The 17,978-nt window shown below is 43.9% G+C and carries 9 protein-coding genes, 3 tRNA genes and 4 rRNA genes; 15 read left to right on the plus strand and 1 reads right to left on the minus strand.

Annotated features, from left to right (window positions below; genetic code table 11):
• Position 1: 1 nt before the first annotated feature.
• The 5 genes from murC to lpxC all read left to right on the plus strand — a co-directional run bounded on the left by murC (position 2) and on the right by lpxC (position 5,906).
• Complete coding sequence (gene murC / locus FH971_RS00630) at positions 2–1,468, plus strand: UDP-N-acetylmuramate--L-alanine ligase (RefSeq protein WP_140232965.1); 1,467 nt, start codon at positions 2–4, stop codon at positions 1,466–1,468.
• 113 nt (positions 1,469–1,581) lie between these two features.
• Positions 1,582–2,352 (plus strand): cell division protein FtsQ/DivIB, encoded by a 771-nt coding sequence (locus FH971_RS00635; protein WP_140232966.1) that lies wholly within the window; start codon positions 1,582–1,584, stop codon positions 2,350–2,352.
• A complete protein-coding gene (gene ftsA, locus FH971_RS00640; protein ID WP_137223885.1) occupies positions 2,349–3,584 on the plus strand; it encodes a cell division protein FtsA in 1,236 nt (411 codons plus the stop codon). The genes FH971_RS00635 and ftsA overlap by 4 nt, the downstream gene beginning before the upstream one ends.
• A gap of 26 nt (positions 3,585–3,610) precedes the next feature.
• Positions 3,611–4,777: a cell division protein FtsZ gene (gene ftsZ, locus FH971_RS00645; protein ID WP_137223883.1), complete on the plus strand. Its 1,167-nt coding sequence runs from the start codon at positions 3,611–3,613 to the stop codon at positions 4,775–4,777.
• A gap of 208 nt (positions 4,778–4,985) precedes the next feature.
• Positions 4,986–5,906 carry a UDP-3-O-acyl-N-acetylglucosamine deacetylase gene (gene lpxC / locus FH971_RS00650; RefSeq protein ID WP_140232968.1) on the plus strand — a complete coding sequence of 307 codons (921 nt, stop codon included), beginning with the start codon at positions 4,986–4,988 and terminating at the stop codon, positions 5,904–5,906.
• Positions 5,907–5,910: 4 nt separating this feature from the next.
• Here lpxC and FH971_RS00655 read toward each other — a convergent pair whose 3' ends face one another.
• Positions 5,911–6,363 carry a DUF721 domain-containing protein gene (locus tag FH971_RS00655; protein WP_137223879.1) on the minus strand — a complete coding sequence of 151 codons (453 nt, stop codon included), beginning with the start codon at positions 6,361–6,363 and terminating at the stop codon, positions 5,911–5,913.
• Positions 6,364–6,390: 27 nt separating this feature from the next.
• On the opposite strand from FH971_RS00655, the gene FH971_RS00660 reads away from it, so the two are divergent.
• The 10 genes from FH971_RS00660 (at position 6,391) to FH971_RS00705 (ending at position 17,631) form a co-directional block, all read left to right on the plus strand.
• Positions 6,391–7,290, plus strand: coding sequence for a M23 family metallopeptidase (locus FH971_RS00660; protein WP_140232970.1), 900 nt, complete (start codon positions 6,391–6,393; stop codon positions 7,288–7,290).
• A gap of 58 nt (positions 7,291–7,348) precedes the next feature.
• Positions 7,349–10,069, plus strand: coding sequence for a preprotein translocase subunit SecA (gene secA / locus FH971_RS00665; RefSeq protein ID WP_140232972.1), 2,721 nt, complete (start codon positions 7,349–7,351; stop codon positions 10,067–10,069).
• A 612-nt stretch (positions 10,070–10,681) separates the two neighbouring features.
• Positions 10,682–12,226 (plus strand): 16S ribosomal RNA (locus FH971_RS00670).
• A 221-nt stretch (positions 12,227–12,447) separates the two neighbouring features.
• A tRNA-Ile gene (locus FH971_RS00675) sits at positions 12,448–12,524 on the plus strand.
• 117 nt (positions 12,525–12,641) lie between these two features.
• Positions 12,642–12,717, plus strand: a tRNA-Ala gene (locus tag FH971_RS00680).
• Between the two features lie 353 nt (positions 12,718–13,070).
• Positions 13,071–15,974 (plus strand): 23S ribosomal RNA (locus tag FH971_RS00685).
• Positions 15,975–16,121: 147 nt separating this feature from the next.
• Positions 16,122–16,237 (plus strand): 5S ribosomal RNA (gene rrf, locus FH971_RS00690).
• A gap of 29 nt (positions 16,238–16,266) precedes the next feature.
• A tRNA-Thr gene (locus FH971_RS00695) sits at positions 16,267–16,342 on the plus strand.
• Positions 16,343–16,376: 34 nt separating this feature from the next.
• Positions 16,377–16,492 (plus strand): 5S ribosomal RNA (rrf, locus tag FH971_RS00700).
• Together the 16S, 23S and 5S rRNA genes with 3 tRNA genes alongside form the textbook arrangement of a ribosomal RNA operon.
• A 446-nt stretch (positions 16,493–16,938) precedes the next feature.
• A complete protein-coding gene (locus tag FH971_RS00705; protein ID WP_137223873.1) occupies positions 16,939–17,631 on the plus strand; it encodes an MOSC domain-containing protein in 693 nt (230 codons plus the stop codon).
• Positions 17,632–17,978 lie beyond the last annotated feature (347 nt).

Here is a 17,978-nt window from a genome sequence, read left to right on the forward strand (position 1 = left end):
AATGACAAAAACAGAAAGATACGCACACCTTCGTAGCATGATCCCTGAAATGAGACGGATCAAGCGCATTCATTTTGTTGGCATTGGTGGTGCTGGCATGGGTGGTATTGCAGAAGTGCTGGTGAACGAAGGTTATCAAATAAGTGGTTCAGATATCGCTATCAATAGTGTTACAGAACACTTAGCGAGTTTAGGCGCAAAAATCATTATTGGTCATCAGGCCCAAAGTGTTGCACAGGTTGATGTGGTTGTCGTGTCTACAGCCATTAACCCGCAAAACCCTGAGATTCTTGCCGCGAAAGAACTGCGTATTCCAATCGTTCGTCGTGCAGAGATGCTCGCAGAGCTGATGCGTTATCGTCATGGGGTTGCCATAGCGGGTACTCATGGAAAAACTACGACTACAAGTTTGATAGCAAGCGTGTATGGTCAAGCCGACCGCGACCCAACATTTGTTATTGGTGGGCTGCTAAATAGTGCTGGCACTAACGCACGTTTAGGTACTAGTCGTTATCTTATTGCCGAAGCCGATGAAAGTGATGCAAGCTTTTTACATTTGCAACCGATGGTCAGTGTGATCACCAATATTGAAGCCGACCATATGGACACGTATGGTGGCGATTTTGAAAAATTGAAAACTACTTTTGTCGACTTCTTACATAATTTGCCATTTTATGGCGTAGCAGTAATGTGTCTTGATGACGATGTCATCCGTGAAATTATGCCGCGTATTGGTCGTCATGTAGTGACCTACGGCTTTAGTGATGATGTCGACGTACAGGCAATTAATTTTGTCCAAAATGGCTATCAATCAAGTTTTACTGTGAAGCGTCATGGTAAAGATGATTTAGATTTCGTATTGAATTTGCCTGGACGACATAACGTTCTAAATGCATTAGCTGCGATTGCTGTAGCGACTGAAGATGACATCAATGACGATGCGATTGTGCAAGCATTAGCAGAATTTGAAGGTATCGGCCGTCGTTTTCAGCACTTAGGTGAATTTGATACACCTAATGGCAGTGTGATGTTAGTAGACGATTATGGTCATCATCCAAGTGAAGTGTTAGCAACGATCAAAGCGGCGCGAGCAGGTTGGCCTGATAAACGATTAGTGATGGCATATCAACCACACCGATATAGCCGTACTCGTGACTTATATGAAGACTTTGTTGATGTATTGTCGCAAGTTGACTGCCTGTTGTTGTTAGATGTTTATGCTGCAGGTGAAGCGCCAATTCCTGGTGCTGATGGACGAGCTTTGTGCCGTTCAATTCGGCTTCGAGGTCAAATAGACCCCATTTTTATTGCGAGTCCAGATCAACTTGCAACGGTATTACCGGATGTATTGCAGGATGGGGATTTATTTATGACTCAAGGTGCAGGTAATATTGGGGCATTATCGAAACAATTGGCCCAGAGCGAATTAGGATTTAAAAACTGGGAAAAACCACAAGGAAACAATTGATTTTTAAATCAATTGTTGTGTTTGAAAATCGAGCTTTAATCCTGCAGAGTTGGTCTATATAATGACCGATCTTTTGGAGCTAAGACCGAAACAACGTCAGAGGCGGATTTAAGGTGTCGTGGAGCAATAAAGGGCGGCAACTAAAAAATAAACTGGCTCGAGTAAACTGGTATTTTTGTACTGGTGTAGTGTTTTTATGCAGCGTGATTGGTACTGTCGTCTGGGCTGGCGTGCAGCTGCATGTTCTGCTAAATGATGCTGATGCACTACCAATTGAAGCTGTTGCCATTAAAGGTGAGCGAACCTATACCACTGATGATGAGATTAAAAATGCATTACAGTCATTAATGTTAAGTAGTTTTTTTAGCGCCGACGTGGTGGACGTACAAAAAGCATTAGAAGCTTTACCGTGGGTTTACCATGCATCAGTTAGGCGAGAATGGCCGGCAAAGTTCAAGATAACCTTGCAAGAGCAACAAGCTGTAGCACATTGGAATCAAGTATCTTGGCTCAATATTAACGGTGAGGTTTTTGAGGCATTAGCGCATTCTGAACATGATGCATTACCGATGTTATCTGGTCCAGAAGGGACCGAAATAGAAGTATTAACCAGCTATCAGCAGTTAGATGAGTTATTGACAATAAACGAATTTAAGTTGGTAAGTTTACGGTTAAGTCCACGCCATGCTTGGCACGCCGTACTGGCCAATGGGATTGAAATTGAGCTTGGACGAGAAGATAAAATTTCACGGATACAACGCTTTATTAATGTGTATCCAACTTTGAAACAAAGTAATAAACCAGTTGCAACCGTTGATTTACGTTACGATACCGGATTTGCAGTAGGCTGGGGTGATTCAACACAGAGAGTCGACAATAAATGACCAAAAATCAGGAAAGAAACCTCATCGTGGGGTTAGATATAGGGACATCCAAGGTCGCAGTGATCATTGGTGAAGTATTACCTGATGGTGAAATTAGTGTGATTGGTTTAGGTAATCATCCTTCTCGTGGCATGGATAAAGGCGGCGTGAATGATCTCGACTCTATTGTGCGCAGTGTACAACGCGCTTTGGATCAAGCTGAGTTAATGGCTGATTGTCAGGTTTCATCGGTTTATTTAAGCATTTCAGGCAAGCACATAGCTTGCCAAAATGAGAATGGCATGGTGTCCATTAATGACGAAGAAGTCACCCAAGAAGACGTCGATAATGTGATCCACACGGCTCGCTCAGTCAAGATCCCGACAGAACGACGTATTTTACACGTGTTGCCACAAGAATATTCTATCGATGTTCAAGATGGGATTAAGAGCCCAATTGGCATGTCGGGAATGCGTATGGAAGCCAAAGCGCACATTGTGACGTGTGCTAATGATATGGCAAAAAATATTACTAAAAGTGTCGAGCGTTGTGGCTTAAAAGTTGATGATTTAGTTTTTGCCGGTATTGCATCAGCAGATTCTGTGCTCACAAATGATGAGAAAGATTTAGGTGTCTGTATTGTTGATATTGGTGGTGGAACAACCGATATTGCTGTATATACCAACGGCGCATTACGTCATTGTGCAGTGATCCCTGTTGCGGGTAATCAAGTCACTAGTGATATTGCTAAAATTTTCAGAACACCATTAACACATGCCGAGCAAATTAAAGTGCAGTTTGCCAGTGCAAGGAGTTCAACAGTAAGCCGTGAAGACAGTATTGAAGTACCGTCAGTGGGCGGGCGTCCATCACGCAGTATGTCTCGTCATACACTGGCCGAAGTTGTAGAGCCAAGATACCAAGAATTGTTTGAGCTTATTCTCAAGCAGTTACAAGATAGTGGTCTAGAAGATCAAATTGCAGCAGGTATAGTACTCACTGGAGGCACGTCCTCAATATCGGGTGCAGTTGAGATTGCTGAGGCAACGTTTGGTATGCCAGTTAGAGTGGCGTCACCATTGCCAGTAAAAGGGTTATACGAATATGTGGATCAACCTATTTACTCAACCGGAATAGGATTGCTTCATTATGGTGCGAGGCGAGTTATCGAACGTCAGTTCGAGCGACCTGAGCGTCAAGGGGTTACCAGCTTTTTAAATCGGGTTAAAAGTTGGTTTAAAGGTGAATTTTAATAACGCAGACAAATGGAGATCAGACAATGTTTGAGATCATGGACACTCATTCAGACGAAGCGGTGATTAAAGTCATCGGCGTCGGTGGCGGCGGCGGAAATGCTGTCGAACATATGGTAAAACACAGCATCGAAGGTGTTGAATTTATCGTCACAAATACAGATGCACAAGCATTACGTAAATCAAGCGCAGGTTCAACTATCCAGCTTGGCCGTGATGTGACCAAAGGTCTTGGTGCTGGCGCAAACCCAGATGTGGGCCGTCAAGCAGCAGAAGAAGACCGTGAGAATATTCGTGCAGCAATAAAGGGATCTGACATGATCTTTATCGCTGCCGGTATGGGTGGTGGTACCGGTACAGGTGCAGCTCCTGTCGTGGCAGAAATAGCTCGTGAAGAAGGTATTCTTACCGTTGCTGTTGTAACTAAGCCGTTTCCATTTGAAGGCAAAAAACGCATGGCATACGCAGAGATTGGTATCGCTGAGCTAGCAAAGCATGTGGATTCGTTAATTACTATTCCCAACGAAAAATTATTGAAAGTACTTGGCCGCGGAACATCATTGCTTGATGCCTTTGCAGCAGCCAACAATGTATTACTAGGTGCTGTGCAAGGTATTGCTGAGCTAATTACTCGCCCAGGTCTTATCAACGTCGATTTCGCCGACGTGAAAACCGTTATGTCTGAAATGGGTAATGCCATGATGGGTACCGGAGTCGCTCGTGGTGATGATCGCGCTGAAGAAGCGGCAGAAGCTGCTGTTGCCAGCCCATTACTTGAAGATATCGATTTAGCGGGTGCTCGTGGTGTGTTAGTGAACATTACTGCAGGTATGGATATCACTATTGAAGAGCTTGAAACAGTGGGTAACCACGTTAAAGCTTATGCATCAGATAACGCAACCGTTGTAGTGGGTGCAGTTATTGATCCAGAAATGAGTGATGAATTACGTGTAACTGTTGTTGCTACAGGTATTGGTGCCGAGAAAAAGCCAGACATCCAATTAGTGTCTAAGCCTGTTGCTCGTCCTGAACCCGCGGTAATAGAACCTCGTCCAGAACCTGTAGATGAAGCTATTCCACAACAAAGTTATGCCGTGCCAAAAGGTAATGCTGTTCCACAGTCTCAACCTGTACAGCGTACCGATGCTGATTATCTTGATATACCAGCATTTTTGCGTAAACAAGCTGATTAATTCATAAATAAAACATATGTTTTTGCGTGACTAATGAGTGTGATGTGCTGAAGGGTTATTTTGTAAATTAGGTTTGCAGGTTACTATGTGTTGGGCAATATTTTTGTCAAAAGTCAAACTTATGGTAGAATGCTAAACCAGTTATGCATGATAGCCTAAGGCTGTCAAAGTAACTATTTGTTTAATATTGATATTTATGGGCTACTGAATGATTTTTCAAAGAACTGTTCAAAAAATGGTGAAGAGCACTGGGGTCGGATTGCATTCTGGCAACAAGGTGACTCTGTGCATTAAGCCCGCACCAGTAAATACAGGGATTGTACTTAAGCGTACCGATCTTAGCCCCGCTGTGTCTATTCCAGCAAAGGCTGATATGGTTCGTGAAACCACAATGTGTACCGCCCTAGTAAATGATGCTGGTATTAGAATTTCAACGATTGAGCATTTGTTTGCAGCTCTTGCCGGCTTAGGCATCGATAATGCTATTATCGAAGTTGATGCACCAGAAATCCCGATTATGGATGGTAGTGCAAGTCCATTTGTGTTCTTACTGCAAAGTGCAGGAATTAAAGAACAAGCTGCAGCGAAAAAATACCTGAAAATTACCAAATCTGTGCGTGTTGAAGATGGCGATAAATGGGCAGAGTTAAAACCGTTTAAAGGTTTTAGAGTTGATTTTAGAATTGACTTTGATCACCCAGAAATAGCTCGTAGTCAACAACACATGGTGATGGACTTTTCGACCTTAGCGTTTGTAAAAGACATTAGTCGTGCCAGAACATTTGGTTTTATGCGTGATATTGAATACCTACGTGCTAATAATCTCGCACTAGGTGGCAGCATGGAAAATGCCGTTGTGCTTGACGAATATCGTGTATTAAACCCTGATGGTCTGCGTTATGAAGACGAATTCGTAAAGCATAAAATTCTCGATGCATTTGGTGACTTATATGTTGCTGGTCATGCGATAGTCGGTGAGTTTTCAGCTTACAAAACTGGTCATGCATTAAATAATCAACTTGTACGCGCATTGCTTGCGCAACAAGATGCATGGGAGCTAGTGAGTTTTGACAAAGAGGCTGATGCACCTGTCAGCTTCATGGTTCCGGGTGCGTTAGCGCACGCGTAACCGGTTAAGATTGCCTATTACGGCTGGCTAATGCAGCCAGCCGTTTTAGTTTTTCACCTAAAGAACCATCGACATGTTCTGCTAATGCTTCAATATGTTGAGCTGCAGTAGTGCTGATCACATTTTGGTTAAGTTGAGATTGTGGTTTCATTAAAGCAAGTCCAGGATTGACTTTCACCTCAATAGCGGTAAGCATCGGAAGTGTATCAGTTTGAAGTTGTTTTAATAACTTCTGCTTTTGAAAGTTTATTCTCGCAGCCCATGCTGCAGAGGTTGTTTCAATAACAAGAACACCCTGGCGGAGATTAGCGACTTTTAGCTGCTCTGCCACAGGACCATTTAATGTCTGTTTTACATAACGATTCAGGTTATTGAGTAGTTCTGCTTTCTCGGCCAGTTCAGGTAGTCTCCCAGACACATGGACTAAATTGCTGAGATCTTGAGGGGGCTTTTTCATATGATAATAAGATGGCTGAATTAGGCTATGAGTGTAACAGTTTTTATCCAAGGTCGAAATGGTGTAACGCGCTGGCAACCTAGTAAGCGTTGGTTACTCCTACCTATTATTCTAATGGCTACTGGCACAGGAATATATCAATACAGCACTGAGCGTTTTGCTAACCAACAAGCGAAAGTTGATCAAAATAAACAACTGCGCCAACAGCAAAAACAACAAGTGCTCGAACTCAAAACGGCAACTGAAATCCAGTTATCTACCTTGGTTGCACATGTGGCCAAGATGCAAGCCAAAATCACCCGACTTGAAGCCCTTGGGCAGCAAGTAGCGCAAAATAACCTCCTTGATGATCAATTTGATTTCTCTACAGAAGTTGGGATCGGTGGTTTAAGCGAAATAGGCAGTGGTGTCGAATTAAGTCAGCTTATTGATGACATGAATAAGCTAGCATCTAGAATTGATAATAATAATGTTCAGCTATCACTACTTGAAACAGTAGCATCTAATCTCCATATAGATGAAGAGCGTTATATATCAGGGCGACCAATCGATAAAGGTTGGTTATCTTCGCCCTATGGTTTACGAAATGACCCTTTTAGCGGCCGGCGAACAATGCATAAAGGTATTGATTTTGCGGGTAAAGAAGGGGCAGATGTTACTACGACTGCAGCAGGTGTAGTAACATGGTCAGGAAGCATGGTTGGATATGGTGAGTTAGTCGAAATAGACCATGGTAATGGTCTTCGCACTCGCTATGGCCATAATAAATCTCTGTCAGTAAACGTAGGTGACGTCGTTGCCAAAGGCGATAAAATTGCCAGTATGGGAAGCACAGGCCGCTCAACCGGCCCCCATGTGCATTACGAAGTGTTGCGCGGTAAACAACAAATAGATCCACAGAAATACGTTTACCGCAAAGCAAGTTAATAATATTAACGGTTAATGCGCTCAATTGAGCCAAACCTACAACAGATAAGTGATTAAGATGTTAGGCAAACTACTGACAAAAGTATTCGGAAGTCGCAACGACCGCACCCTGAAAAGTCTTGGAAAAATTGTTACTCAAATTAATGCATTAGAAGCTGATTACGAAAAACTTTCTGATGAAGAACTTAAAGCGAAAACCGCAGAGTTCCATAACCGTTTAGAAAATGGTGAAACGTTAGATAGCATCATGGCTGAGGCATTTGCCGTGGTTCGTGAAGCTTCAAAGCGCGTGTTCGATATGCGTCCCTTTGATGTTCAACTTCTTGGTGGCATGGTATTAGACAGTAATCGTATTGCGGAAATGCGAACCGGTGAAGGTAAAACGCTTACTGCAACGTTACCAGCATATCTTAACGGGATAACAGGTAAAGGTGTTCACGTCATTACTGTGAACGATTACTTAGCAACGCGTGATGCTGAAAATAACCGTCCATTGTTTGAATTTTTAGGCTTAAGTGTCGGTATTAATATCGCTGGTATTGGTCAAATCGAAAAGAAAGCAGCCTATGAGGCTGATATTACTTACGGTACCAATAATGAATTTGGTTTCGACTACCTTCGCGACAATATGGCATTTTCTCCACAAGAACGTGTTCAGAGACCATTACACTACGCACTTATTGATGAAGTCGATTCAATTTTAATTGATGAAGCCCGAACACCGTTGATTATCTCGGGTGCGGCTGAAGACAGCTCCGAGTTGTACGCTAAAATTAATTTATTAATCCCAAGTCTAATCCGCCAAGATAAAGAAGACACAGAAGACTATATTGGCGAAGGTGATTACAGTATTGATGAAAAGGGTAAACAAGTTAATTTAACTGAACGTGGTCAAGAGAAGGTTGAAGTGCTTTTAATAGAAAAAGGCATGTTAGACGAAGGTGACTCGCTTTATTCAGCTACGAATATTTCATTATTGCACCATGTTCATGCCGCACTTCGTGCCCATACCTTGTTTGAAAAAGATATCGATTATATTGTTCAAGATGATGAAGTTATTATCGTCGATGAACATACAGGTCGTACTATGCCTGGTCGTCGTTGGTCAGAAGGTTTACATCAAGCGGTAGAAGCGAAAGAAGGTGTTAAAATCCAGAATGAAAATCAAACTCTGGCTTCTATCACTTTTCAAAACTATTTCCGTCAGTACCAAAAACTTGCGGGCATGACGGGTACTGCAGATACGGAAGCATTTGAATTTCAACATATCTATGGTTTAGATACCGTTGTTGTTCCTACAAACCGTCCAATGGTGCGTAATGATATGGCTGATTTAGTCTATCTTACTGCCCCAGAAAAATACGCCGCCATTATTAAAGATATAGAAGGTTGCCGCGAACGAGGTCAACCTGTACTTGTTGGTACCGTATCAATTGAGCAATCTGAGATTTTAGCTGAATTACTTAAAAAATCTAAAATTCCACACAATGTACTGAATGCCAAATTCCACGAAAGAGAAGCGGAAATTATTGCACAGGCAGGCCGTGTCGGTGCAGTAACAATTGCAACTAACATGGCTGGGCGTGGTACAGATATTGTACTAGGTGGTAACTGGAAAGTTGACATTGAAGCGCTAGTCAATCCAACCGATGAACAAATTGCCAAAATTCGCGCCGATTGGCAAATTCAGCATGACAAAGTGCTAGAGGCTGGTGGTTTACATATCTTGGGTACTGAACGTCATGAATCTCGTCGTATCGATAATCAGTTACGCGGTCGTGCTGGTCGTCAAGGGGATGCCGGTTCTTCGCGCTTTTACCTGTCTATGGAAGATAGCTTAATGCGTATTTTCGCATCAGACCGTGTATCAGGAATGATGAAAAAGTTAGGTATGGAGCATGGTGAAGCTATCGAACATCCTTGGGTCTCTCGTGCAATTGAAAATGCCCAACGTAAAGTAGAAGCTCGAAACTTTGATATTCGTAAACAATTACTTGAATACGATGATGTTGCAAATGACCAACGTCAGGTTGTCTATGCACAGCGTAACGAGTTAATGGATGCTGAAAGCATTAAAGAAACTATCCAAAATATTGAACAAGATGTGATTAGCGGAATTGTAGACCAATATATTCCACCGCAATCAATTGAAGAGCTCTGGGATATTCCTGGACTTGAACAACGTCTTGGTAATGAGTTTAATTTAAAGCTAACGATTCAAGAATGGTTAGATAAAGAAGAAGACTTACATGAAGAGACACTTCGTGAACGTATTGTTACGTCATGGAGTGATGCATATAAAGCTAAAGAAGAAATGGTCGGTGAACAAGTTTTACGCCAATTCGAAAAAGCGGTAATGCTACAAACATTAGATGGACTATGGAAAGAACATTTAGCGGCTATGGATCATTTGCGTCAAGGTATTCATTTACGGGGCTATGCACAAAAAAATCCGAAGCAAGAGTACAAGCGTGAATCGTTTGAGTTATTTCAACAATTGCTTGAAACACTCAAAAATGACGTGATAAGTGTACTCTCTAAAGTACAAGTTCAAGCACAGTCAGATGTAGACGAAATGGAACAACGTCGCCGTGAAGAAGAAGCAAAGATCCAGCTTGCTTATCAACACGCATCATCAGAAGCATTAAGTCATAATGATGAGCAGTCAGTTGAGGCTCCTCAGACCGTGATCCGCGAAGGGGAAAAGATAGGACGTAATGATCCTTGTCCCTGTGGTTCTGGTCAAAAATATAAGCAATGCCATGGTAAACTGAAATAACGTTTAGTTAACGATAGATATGACGTAAAAAAGGTAGCGATTAATCGCTACCTTTTTTATTTTTGATAACTCAAAACTGACTGATAAATTTACTATTGTGGATAACTTTGGGGGGTAAATAGTGTGTATTCTGTTGTTAACTAGCGAAAAGCATAAAAGATCATAAAAAGATCATTTTTCTGAACAAAATCACTTGCACTAAATCTTCAGCTGCCTATAATGCGCATCCACTGACACGGCATACAGCGAAAGCAAAACCGGTTAGTGTTATTAACAACTACTTAGTAGTGTTGATAACAGGCAAAAAGAAGTTTGAAAAAACACTTGACGCCATAAAGGGAATGCGTAAAATACGCACCCCTGACCTACTTAAACGGTCAACGCTCTTTAACAATTTATCAAGTAATCTGTGTGGACATTCACAGGTATTGAGTTATTCGAAATTGTCTTCTGTTCTTCGGAATGTTGGCAATCAAAAAATTTCAACTCAATGCAACGATGAATGTTCATAGCAATATGTAACAAGCATTTTATAGATTCTTCCGAGTTTATAGGGTGTAAATCAGAATTCATTGAGCCGAGATATTCCTAACAGAGTATTTCAAAAAACTTTAATTGAAGAGTTTGATCATGGCTCAGATTGAACGCTGGCGGCAGGCCTAACACATGCAAGTCGAGCGGTAACAGAGAGGAAGCTTGCTTTCTTTGCTGACGAGCGGCGGACGGGTGAGTAATGCCTAGGGATCTGCCCAGTCGAGGGGGATAACAGTTGGAAACGACTGCTAATACCGCATACGCCCTACGGGGGAAAGGAGGGGACCTTCGGGCCTTTCGCGATTGGATGAACCTAGGTGGGATTAGCTAGTTGGTGAGGTAATGGCTCACCAAGGCGACGATCCCTAGCTGTTCTGAGAGGATGATCAGCCACACTGGGACTGAGACACGGCCCAGACTCCTACGGGAGGCAGCAGTGGGGAATATTGCACAATGGGGGAAACCCTGATGCAGCCATGCCGCGTGTGTGAAGAAGGCCTTCGGGTTGTAAAGCACTTTCAGTAGGGAGGAAAGGTAGCGTGTTAATAGCACGCTGCTGTGACGTTACCTACAGAAGAAGGACCGGCTAACTTCGTGCCAGCAGCCGCGGTAATACGAGGGGTCCGAGCGTTAATCGGAATTACTGGGCGTAAAGCGTACGCAGGCGGTTCATTAAGCTAGATGTGAAATCCCCGGGCTCAACCTGGGAATTGCATTTAGAACTGGTGAACTAGAGTCTTGTAGAGGGGGGTAGAATTTCAGGTGTAGCGGTGAAATGCGTAGAGATCTGAAGGAATACCGGTGGCGAAGGCGGCCCCCTGGACAAAGACTGACGCTCATGTACGAAAGCGTGGGGAGCAAACAGGATTAGATACCCTGGTAGTCCACGCCGTAAACGATGTCTACTCGGAGTTTGGTGACTTAGTCACTGGGCTCCCAAGCTAACGCATTAAGTAGACCGCCTGGGGAGTACGGCCGCAAGGTTAAAACTCAAATGAATTGACGGGGGCCCGCACAAGCGGTGGAGCATGTGGTTTAATTCGATGCAACGCGAAGAACCTTACCTACTCTTGACATCCACAGAAGCCGGAAGAGATTCTGGTGTGCCTTCGGGAACTGTGAGACAGGTGCTGCATGGCTGTCGTCAGCTCGTGTTGTGAAATGTTGGGTTAAGTCCCGCAACGAGCGCAACCCCTATCCTTATTTGCCAGCACGTAATGGTGGGAACTCTAGGGAGACTGCCGGTGATAAACCGGAGGAAGGTGGGGACGACGTCAAGTCATCATGGCCCTTACGAGTAGGGCTACACACGTGCTACAATGGCGTATACAGAGGGTTGCAAAGCCGCGAGGTGGAGCTAATCTCACAAAGTACGTCGTAGTCCGGATTGGAGTCTGCAACTCGACTCCATGAAGTCGGAATCGCTAGTAATCGTAGATCAGAATGCTACGGTGAATACGTTCCCGGGCCTTGTACACACCGCCCGTCACACCATGGGAGTGGGCTGCAAAAGAAGTGGGTAGTTTAACCTTCGGGAGAACGCTCACCACTTTGTGGTTCATGACTGGGGTGAAGTCGTAACAAGGTAGCCCTAGGGGAACCTGGGGCTGGATCACCTCCTTACCTATACGACTAACTCAATACCTAAAAGTGCAGCGATGCATGTGAGTGTTCACACAGATTACTTGATAGAAAGAAAGAGAAAGATATACGTCTCTATTTAGACGACGTTAATTTGCTCTAGCACAAGGCGCTTGAAGCGTGAGGAAGGAAGTGTAGTACACTACACGACGACTGAACGATGAAAAGCAACGAAGTGATTGAGTGAAGAAACAAGTATAAATGGGTCTGTAGCTCAGCTGGTTAGAGCGCACCCCTGATAAGGGTGAGGTCGGTGGTTCAAGTCCACTCTGACCCACCAAAATCTTCGTGTTGCTGTGTTATGTAATTCGTCGTTTAGCAAGCTAAACGTCCTCATTACATGCCTTGCCTCACTCGATTTGGTACACTACGTATATTAATCTCACTGCATGTAAATGGGGCTATAGCTCAGCTGGGAGAGCGCCTGCCTTGCACGCAGGAGGTCTGCGGTTCGATCCCGCATAGCTCCACCATTTACACTTATCATGATGATAAGCATATGCATAGGTTAGAGATGCCAAAGATAAATGAAATTTTATCTTTGGCTTTTTTAAGCCCGCTCTTTAACAATTTGGAAAGCTGATAGTACTAACTAAAGGCGCATAGATGATAATTCGTTGTCGTTTGTGTGATTACGTTAGTGCGAAAAATAATACTGATGCGAAAGTATCAGTATCTTGAGTTCTCAAAGCACTGTTTAAGTGTCTTGAATATTCTAAAAACTAAGGCGAGTCCACTTCCTACCCTGGAGGTGAGACAAGTAAAAACCAGCTAGTTGCGATATAACGCAGGAGGTTCACGCAAGTGAAACTCATTTGGGTTGTATGGTTAAGTGACTAAGCGTATACGGTGGATGCCTTGGCAGTCAGAGGCGATGAAGGACGTAATAACTTGCGAAAAGCGTTGGCGAGCTAGTAATAAGCATTTGAGCTAACGATATCCGAATGGGGAAACCCAGCAGCATAAGCTGTTATCACTACATGAATACATAGTGTAGTGAGGCAAACCCGGGGAACTGAAACATCTAAGTACCCGGAGGAAAAGAAATCAACCGAGATTCCCCTAGTAGCGGCGAGCGAACGGGGATTAGCCCTTAAGTCTATGGGGTGTTAGTGGAATGTGTTGGAAAGCACAGCGGCACAGGGTGATAGCCCCGTACATGAAAACTAACCATAGATGAAAACGAGTAAGGCGGGACACGTGACATCCTGTTTGAATATGGGGGGACCATCCTCCAAGGCTAAATACTCCTGACTGACCGATAGTGAACCAGTACCGTGAGGGAAAGGCGAAAAGAACCCCTGTGAGGGGAGTGAAATAGAACCTGAAACCGTGTACGTACAAGCAGTGGGAGCGGTTCTTGAGACCGTGACTGCGTACCTTTTGTATAATGGGTCAGCGACTTACGTTTTGTAGCGAGGTTAAGCGAATAGCGGAGCCGTAGGGAAACCGAGTGTTAACTGCGCGTTTAGTTGCAAGGCGTAGACCCGAAACCGAGTGATCTAGCCATGGGCAGGTTGAAGGTTGAGTAACATCAACTGGAGGACCGAACCGACTTATGTTGAAAAATGAGCGGATGACTTGTGGCTGGGGGTGAAAGGCCAATCAAACTCGGAGATATCTGGTTCTCCTCGAAAGCTATTTAGGTAGCGCCTCGAGCGAATACCATTGGGGGTAGAGCACTGTTAAGGCTAGGGGGTCATCCCGACTTACCAACCCTTTGCAAACTCCGAATACCAATGAGTACTACTCGGGAGACAGACAGCGGGTGCTAACGTCCGTTGTCAAAAGGGAAACAACCCAGACCGTCAGCTAAGGTCCCAAAGTGTATGTTAAGTGGGAAACGATGTGGGAAGGCTTAGACAGCTAGGATGTTGGCTTAGAAGCAGCCATCATTTAAAGAAAGCGTAATAGCTCACTAGTCGAGTCGGCCTGCGCGGAAGATTTAACGGGGCTAAACATACCACCGAAGCTACGGGTGCATGCCATTAGGTGTGCGCGGTAGAGGAGCGTTCTGTAAGCGGTTGAAGGTGAAGGGGTAACCCACACTGGACGTATCAGAAGTGCGAATGCTGACATGAGTAACGATAAAGGGAGTGAAAAACTCCCTCGCCGAAAGACCAAGGGTTCCTGTCCAACGTTAATCGGGGCAGGGTGAGTCGACCCCTAAGGTGAGGCCGAAAGGCGTAATCGATGGGAAACAGATTAATATTTCTGTACTTTGCTAACTGCGATGGAGAGACGGAGAAGGCTAGGCTAGCGCGGCGTTGGTAGTCCGCGTTTAAGGTAGTAGGCTGTATTCTTAGGCAAATCCGGGAATACGTACTTAAATGTACAGGTTGAGAGCTGATGACGAGTCACTAAGGTGATGAAGTAGTTGATGCCATGCTTCCAGGAAAATCTTCTAAGCTTCAGGTTAGTAGAAATCGTACCCCAAACCGACACAGGTGGTCGGGTAGAGAATACCAAGGCGCTTGAGAGAACTCGGCTGAAGGAACTAGGCAAAATGGTACCGTAACTTCGGGAGAAGGTACGCTGCTGTCGGTGATGGGACTTGCTCCCTAAGCTGACGGCAGTCGCAGATACCAGGTGGCTGCAACTGTTTATCAAAAACACAGTACTGTGCAAAATCGCAAGATGACGTATACGGTATGACGCCTGCCCGGTGCCGGAAGGTTAATTGATTGGGTTATCTTCGGAGAAGCTCATGATCGAAGCCCCGGTAAACGGCGGCCGTAACTATAACGGTCCTAAGGTAGCGAAATTCCTTGTCGGGTAAGTTCCGACCTGCACGAATGGCGTAATGATGGCCACGCTGTCTCCAGCCGAGACTCAGTGAAGTTGAAATTGCGGTGAAGATGCCGTATACCCGCGGCTAGACGGAAAGACCCCGTGAACCTTTACTATAGCTTGGCACTGAACATTGAACCTACATGTGTAGGATAGGTGGGAGACTTTGAAACTTTGACGCTAGTCAGAGTGGAGTCAATCTTGAAATACCACCCTTGTAGTTTTGATGTTCTAACCGCGGCCCCTTATCGGGGTTCGGGACAGTGCCTGGTGGGTAGTTTGACTGGGGCGGTCTCCTCCCAAAGAGTAACGGAGGAGCACGAAGGTTGGCTAAGTACGGTCGGACATCGTACGGTTAGTGCAATGGCATAAGCCAGCTTAACTGCGAGACATACACGTCGAGCAGGTACGAAAGTAGGTCATAGTGATCCGGTGGTTCTGAATGGAAGGGCCATCGCTCAACGGATAAAAGGTACTCCGGGGATAACAGGCTGATACCGCCCAAGAGTTCATATCGACGGCGGTGTTTGGCACCTCGATGTCGGCTCATCACATCCTGGGGCTGAAGTCGGTCCCAAGGGTATGGCTGTTCGCCATTTAAAGTGGTACGCGAGCTGGGTTCAGAACGTCGTGAGACAGTTCGGTCCCTATCTGCCGTGGGCGTTGGATGATTGAAGGAAGCTGCTCCTAGTACGAGAGGACCGGAGTGGACGAACCGCTGGTGTTCGGGTTGTTATGCCAATAGCATTGCCCGGTAGCTACGTTCGGAATCGATAACCGCTGAAAGCATCTAAGCGGGAAGCGAGTCCTAAGATGAGTCATCCCTAGAGCTTTAAGCTCTCTAAAGGGCCGTAGGAGACTACTACGTTGATAGGCAAGGTGTGTAAGCGTTGTGAGGCGTTGAGCTAACTTGTACTAATGACCCGTGAGGCTTAACCATACAACCCAGATGGGTTTTACTAACCTTAGTGTTAGAATAGAGCGCTTAAGCAGTGCGAGACCTCAAGTAAGCTTTAATAAAGCATAATCAGCTTTTCGAATTATTATTTAATGCATCAAGAATAATGCGTTAGATAAGCAAAATTTGTCTGGAAACCATAGAGCTGTGGCACCACCTGATCCCATTCCGAACTCAGAAGTGAAACACAGTATCGCCGATGGTAGTGTGGGGTCTCCCCATGTGAGAGTAGGTCATTTCCAGGCGCCTAATAAGCTCAAAGCAATACGAGTTTGCTGATATGGCTCAGTCGGTAGAGCGCATCCTTGGTAAGGATGAGGTCCCCAGTTCGATTCTGGGTATCAGCACCATGAATAAACTAGTGTTATGTCCTAGAAAAATTTGTCTGGAAACCATAGAGCTGTGGCACCACCTGATCCCATTCCGAACTCAGAAGTGAAACACAGTATCGCCGATGGTAGTGTGGGGTCTCCCCATGTGAGAGTAGGTCATTTCCAGGCGCCTAATTGACTTGAAAGAGTCGTGAAATAGCCCGCTATTGTATAGCGGGTTTTTTTACGTCTGTAATTTGATGCCTCTCAATGTAAAATATTAAATAGCGCACAATAGTTTCTAGAATTTTTGGATGACAACGCTTTGATGTTTTATGATAAACCTCTGTGGCTTAAAAATTTTAATTGATCTTAATAATGTTGGATTATCGTAACTTTATAAACACATAACTAGAACAGCATTTTTGTCACACCAATGTCATTATCAGCCTTTATTATAACTGCGTCTGAACAAGTATGTAGCATGGAATGGTTTATATTATTGTTAACCATTATTTTTACTGTGTTATCTCCCATATTATTTACAGCCTTACTCTCACTCCGTAAGGCTTTTTTTTGCCCACAAATTAGGTATATTGACGGTATGTAATAATATTTAGGCAAGGATCGGTCAGATGATTAAGCAATTGGTTAATAATATTTCTGGTTTGTATTTAGGTGACCAAGTGCAAATGCATAATGGAGTCAGTAGTTCTATCAATCATAAACATGCCGTTAGTCAGTTAACGGTCCAATTCGACAGTGTCCTCGGTAATGATGAGGCTGACGCTAAACATCATGGAGGCCTTGATAGAGTACTGCATCATTTCCCTAGGGAGCATTATGGTCAATATCGACGTTGGGATTTAATAACGACATTTGGTGATGCACCGTCAATGGGTGAGAATATAAGCACTGTTGGTCTTAACGAGACACAAGTGAATATCGGTGATGTGGTACAGATAGGAGATGTTACATTACAAGTCACTCAACCTCGGTCACCTTGTTTTAAGTTAAATTTACAGTTTGGTCATCCTAAGTTTGCTTTAGCTATGCAAGAAAGTCGGATGTGTGGCTGGTTTTATCGGGTTTTATCAGAAGGAGATATCTTCTTAAATAATAAAATATTATTACTCGAAAGAAAAACTGATATCAGTGTGGCTAAAGCGATGCAGATATATTTTTCAGCGGAATTTGATATAGCGCAATATAAGATTTTACTTGATTGTGATGGGTTAGCGCAAAGTTGGGTTAATTCATTACAAAGACGGATTGATCTGCAAAGTATTGAAGATTGGGACATGCGTTTATACGGTAAGGTTAGTTAATTATAAATCGTTGTGATGCTGTGCTTAGATTTTATTTTTTATAAATAAACTGACGACAATAACTGTAACTTAATGAGATCTATTTTCAGGGTCAAGAAATGAGAGTCAAATACGGCCAGAGTTGGTGGTTATTTTCAAGCATATGCCTTTAGCAAAGTAATACCAATCTCATTAAATATCTGGTCAGTTCAGAGTCACTCAGGTTTTTCAATTCAAGGCGCATTGATGTAGAAATGGTTGTTCCCTTTTAAATCGATGTAATACAGAAGTGGAATACCTGAGAGACTCCATTCTGGCGGGTTTCAAAGTCCTTTATCCTTCGTTAGATGCTTTCAAAATAGAATCAC

Source organism: Shewanella polaris, from assembly GCF_006385555.1.
Lineage (GTDB): Bacteria > Pseudomonadota > Gammaproteobacteria > Enterobacterales > Shewanellaceae > Shewanella > Shewanella polaris.

Excerpts from the sequence above, each read along its gene's own strand:
- murC (WP_140232965.1), top strand. The coding sequence starts at position 2 with ATGACAAAAACAGAAAGATACGCACACCTTCGTAGCATGATCCCTGAA.
- ftsA (WP_137223885.1), top strand. The coding sequence starts at position 2,349 with ATGACCAAAAATCAGGAAAGAAACCTCATCGTGGGGTTAGATATAGGG.
- ftsZ (WP_137223883.1), top strand. The coding sequence starts at position 3,611 with ATGTTTGAGATCATGGACACTCATTCAGACGAAGCGGTGATTAAAGTC.
- lpxC (WP_140232968.1), top strand. The coding sequence starts at position 4,986 with ATGATTTTTCAAAGAACTGTTCAAAAAATGGTGAAGAGCACTGGGGTC.
- FH971_RS00655 (WP_137223879.1), bottom strand. The coding sequence starts at position 6,363 with ATGAAAAAGCCCCCTCAAGATCTCAGCAATTTAGTCCATGTGTCTGGG.
- FH971_RS00660 (WP_140232970.1), top strand. The coding sequence starts at position 6,391 with ATGAGTGTAACAGTTTTTATCCAAGGTCGAAATGGTGTAACGCGCTGG.
- secA (WP_140232972.1), top strand. The coding sequence starts at position 7,349 with ATGTTAGGCAAACTACTGACAAAAGTATTCGGAAGTCGCAACGACCGC.
- FH971_RS00705 (WP_137223873.1), top strand. The coding sequence starts at position 16,939 with ATGATTAAGCAATTGGTTAATAATATTTCTGGTTTGTATTTAGGTGAC.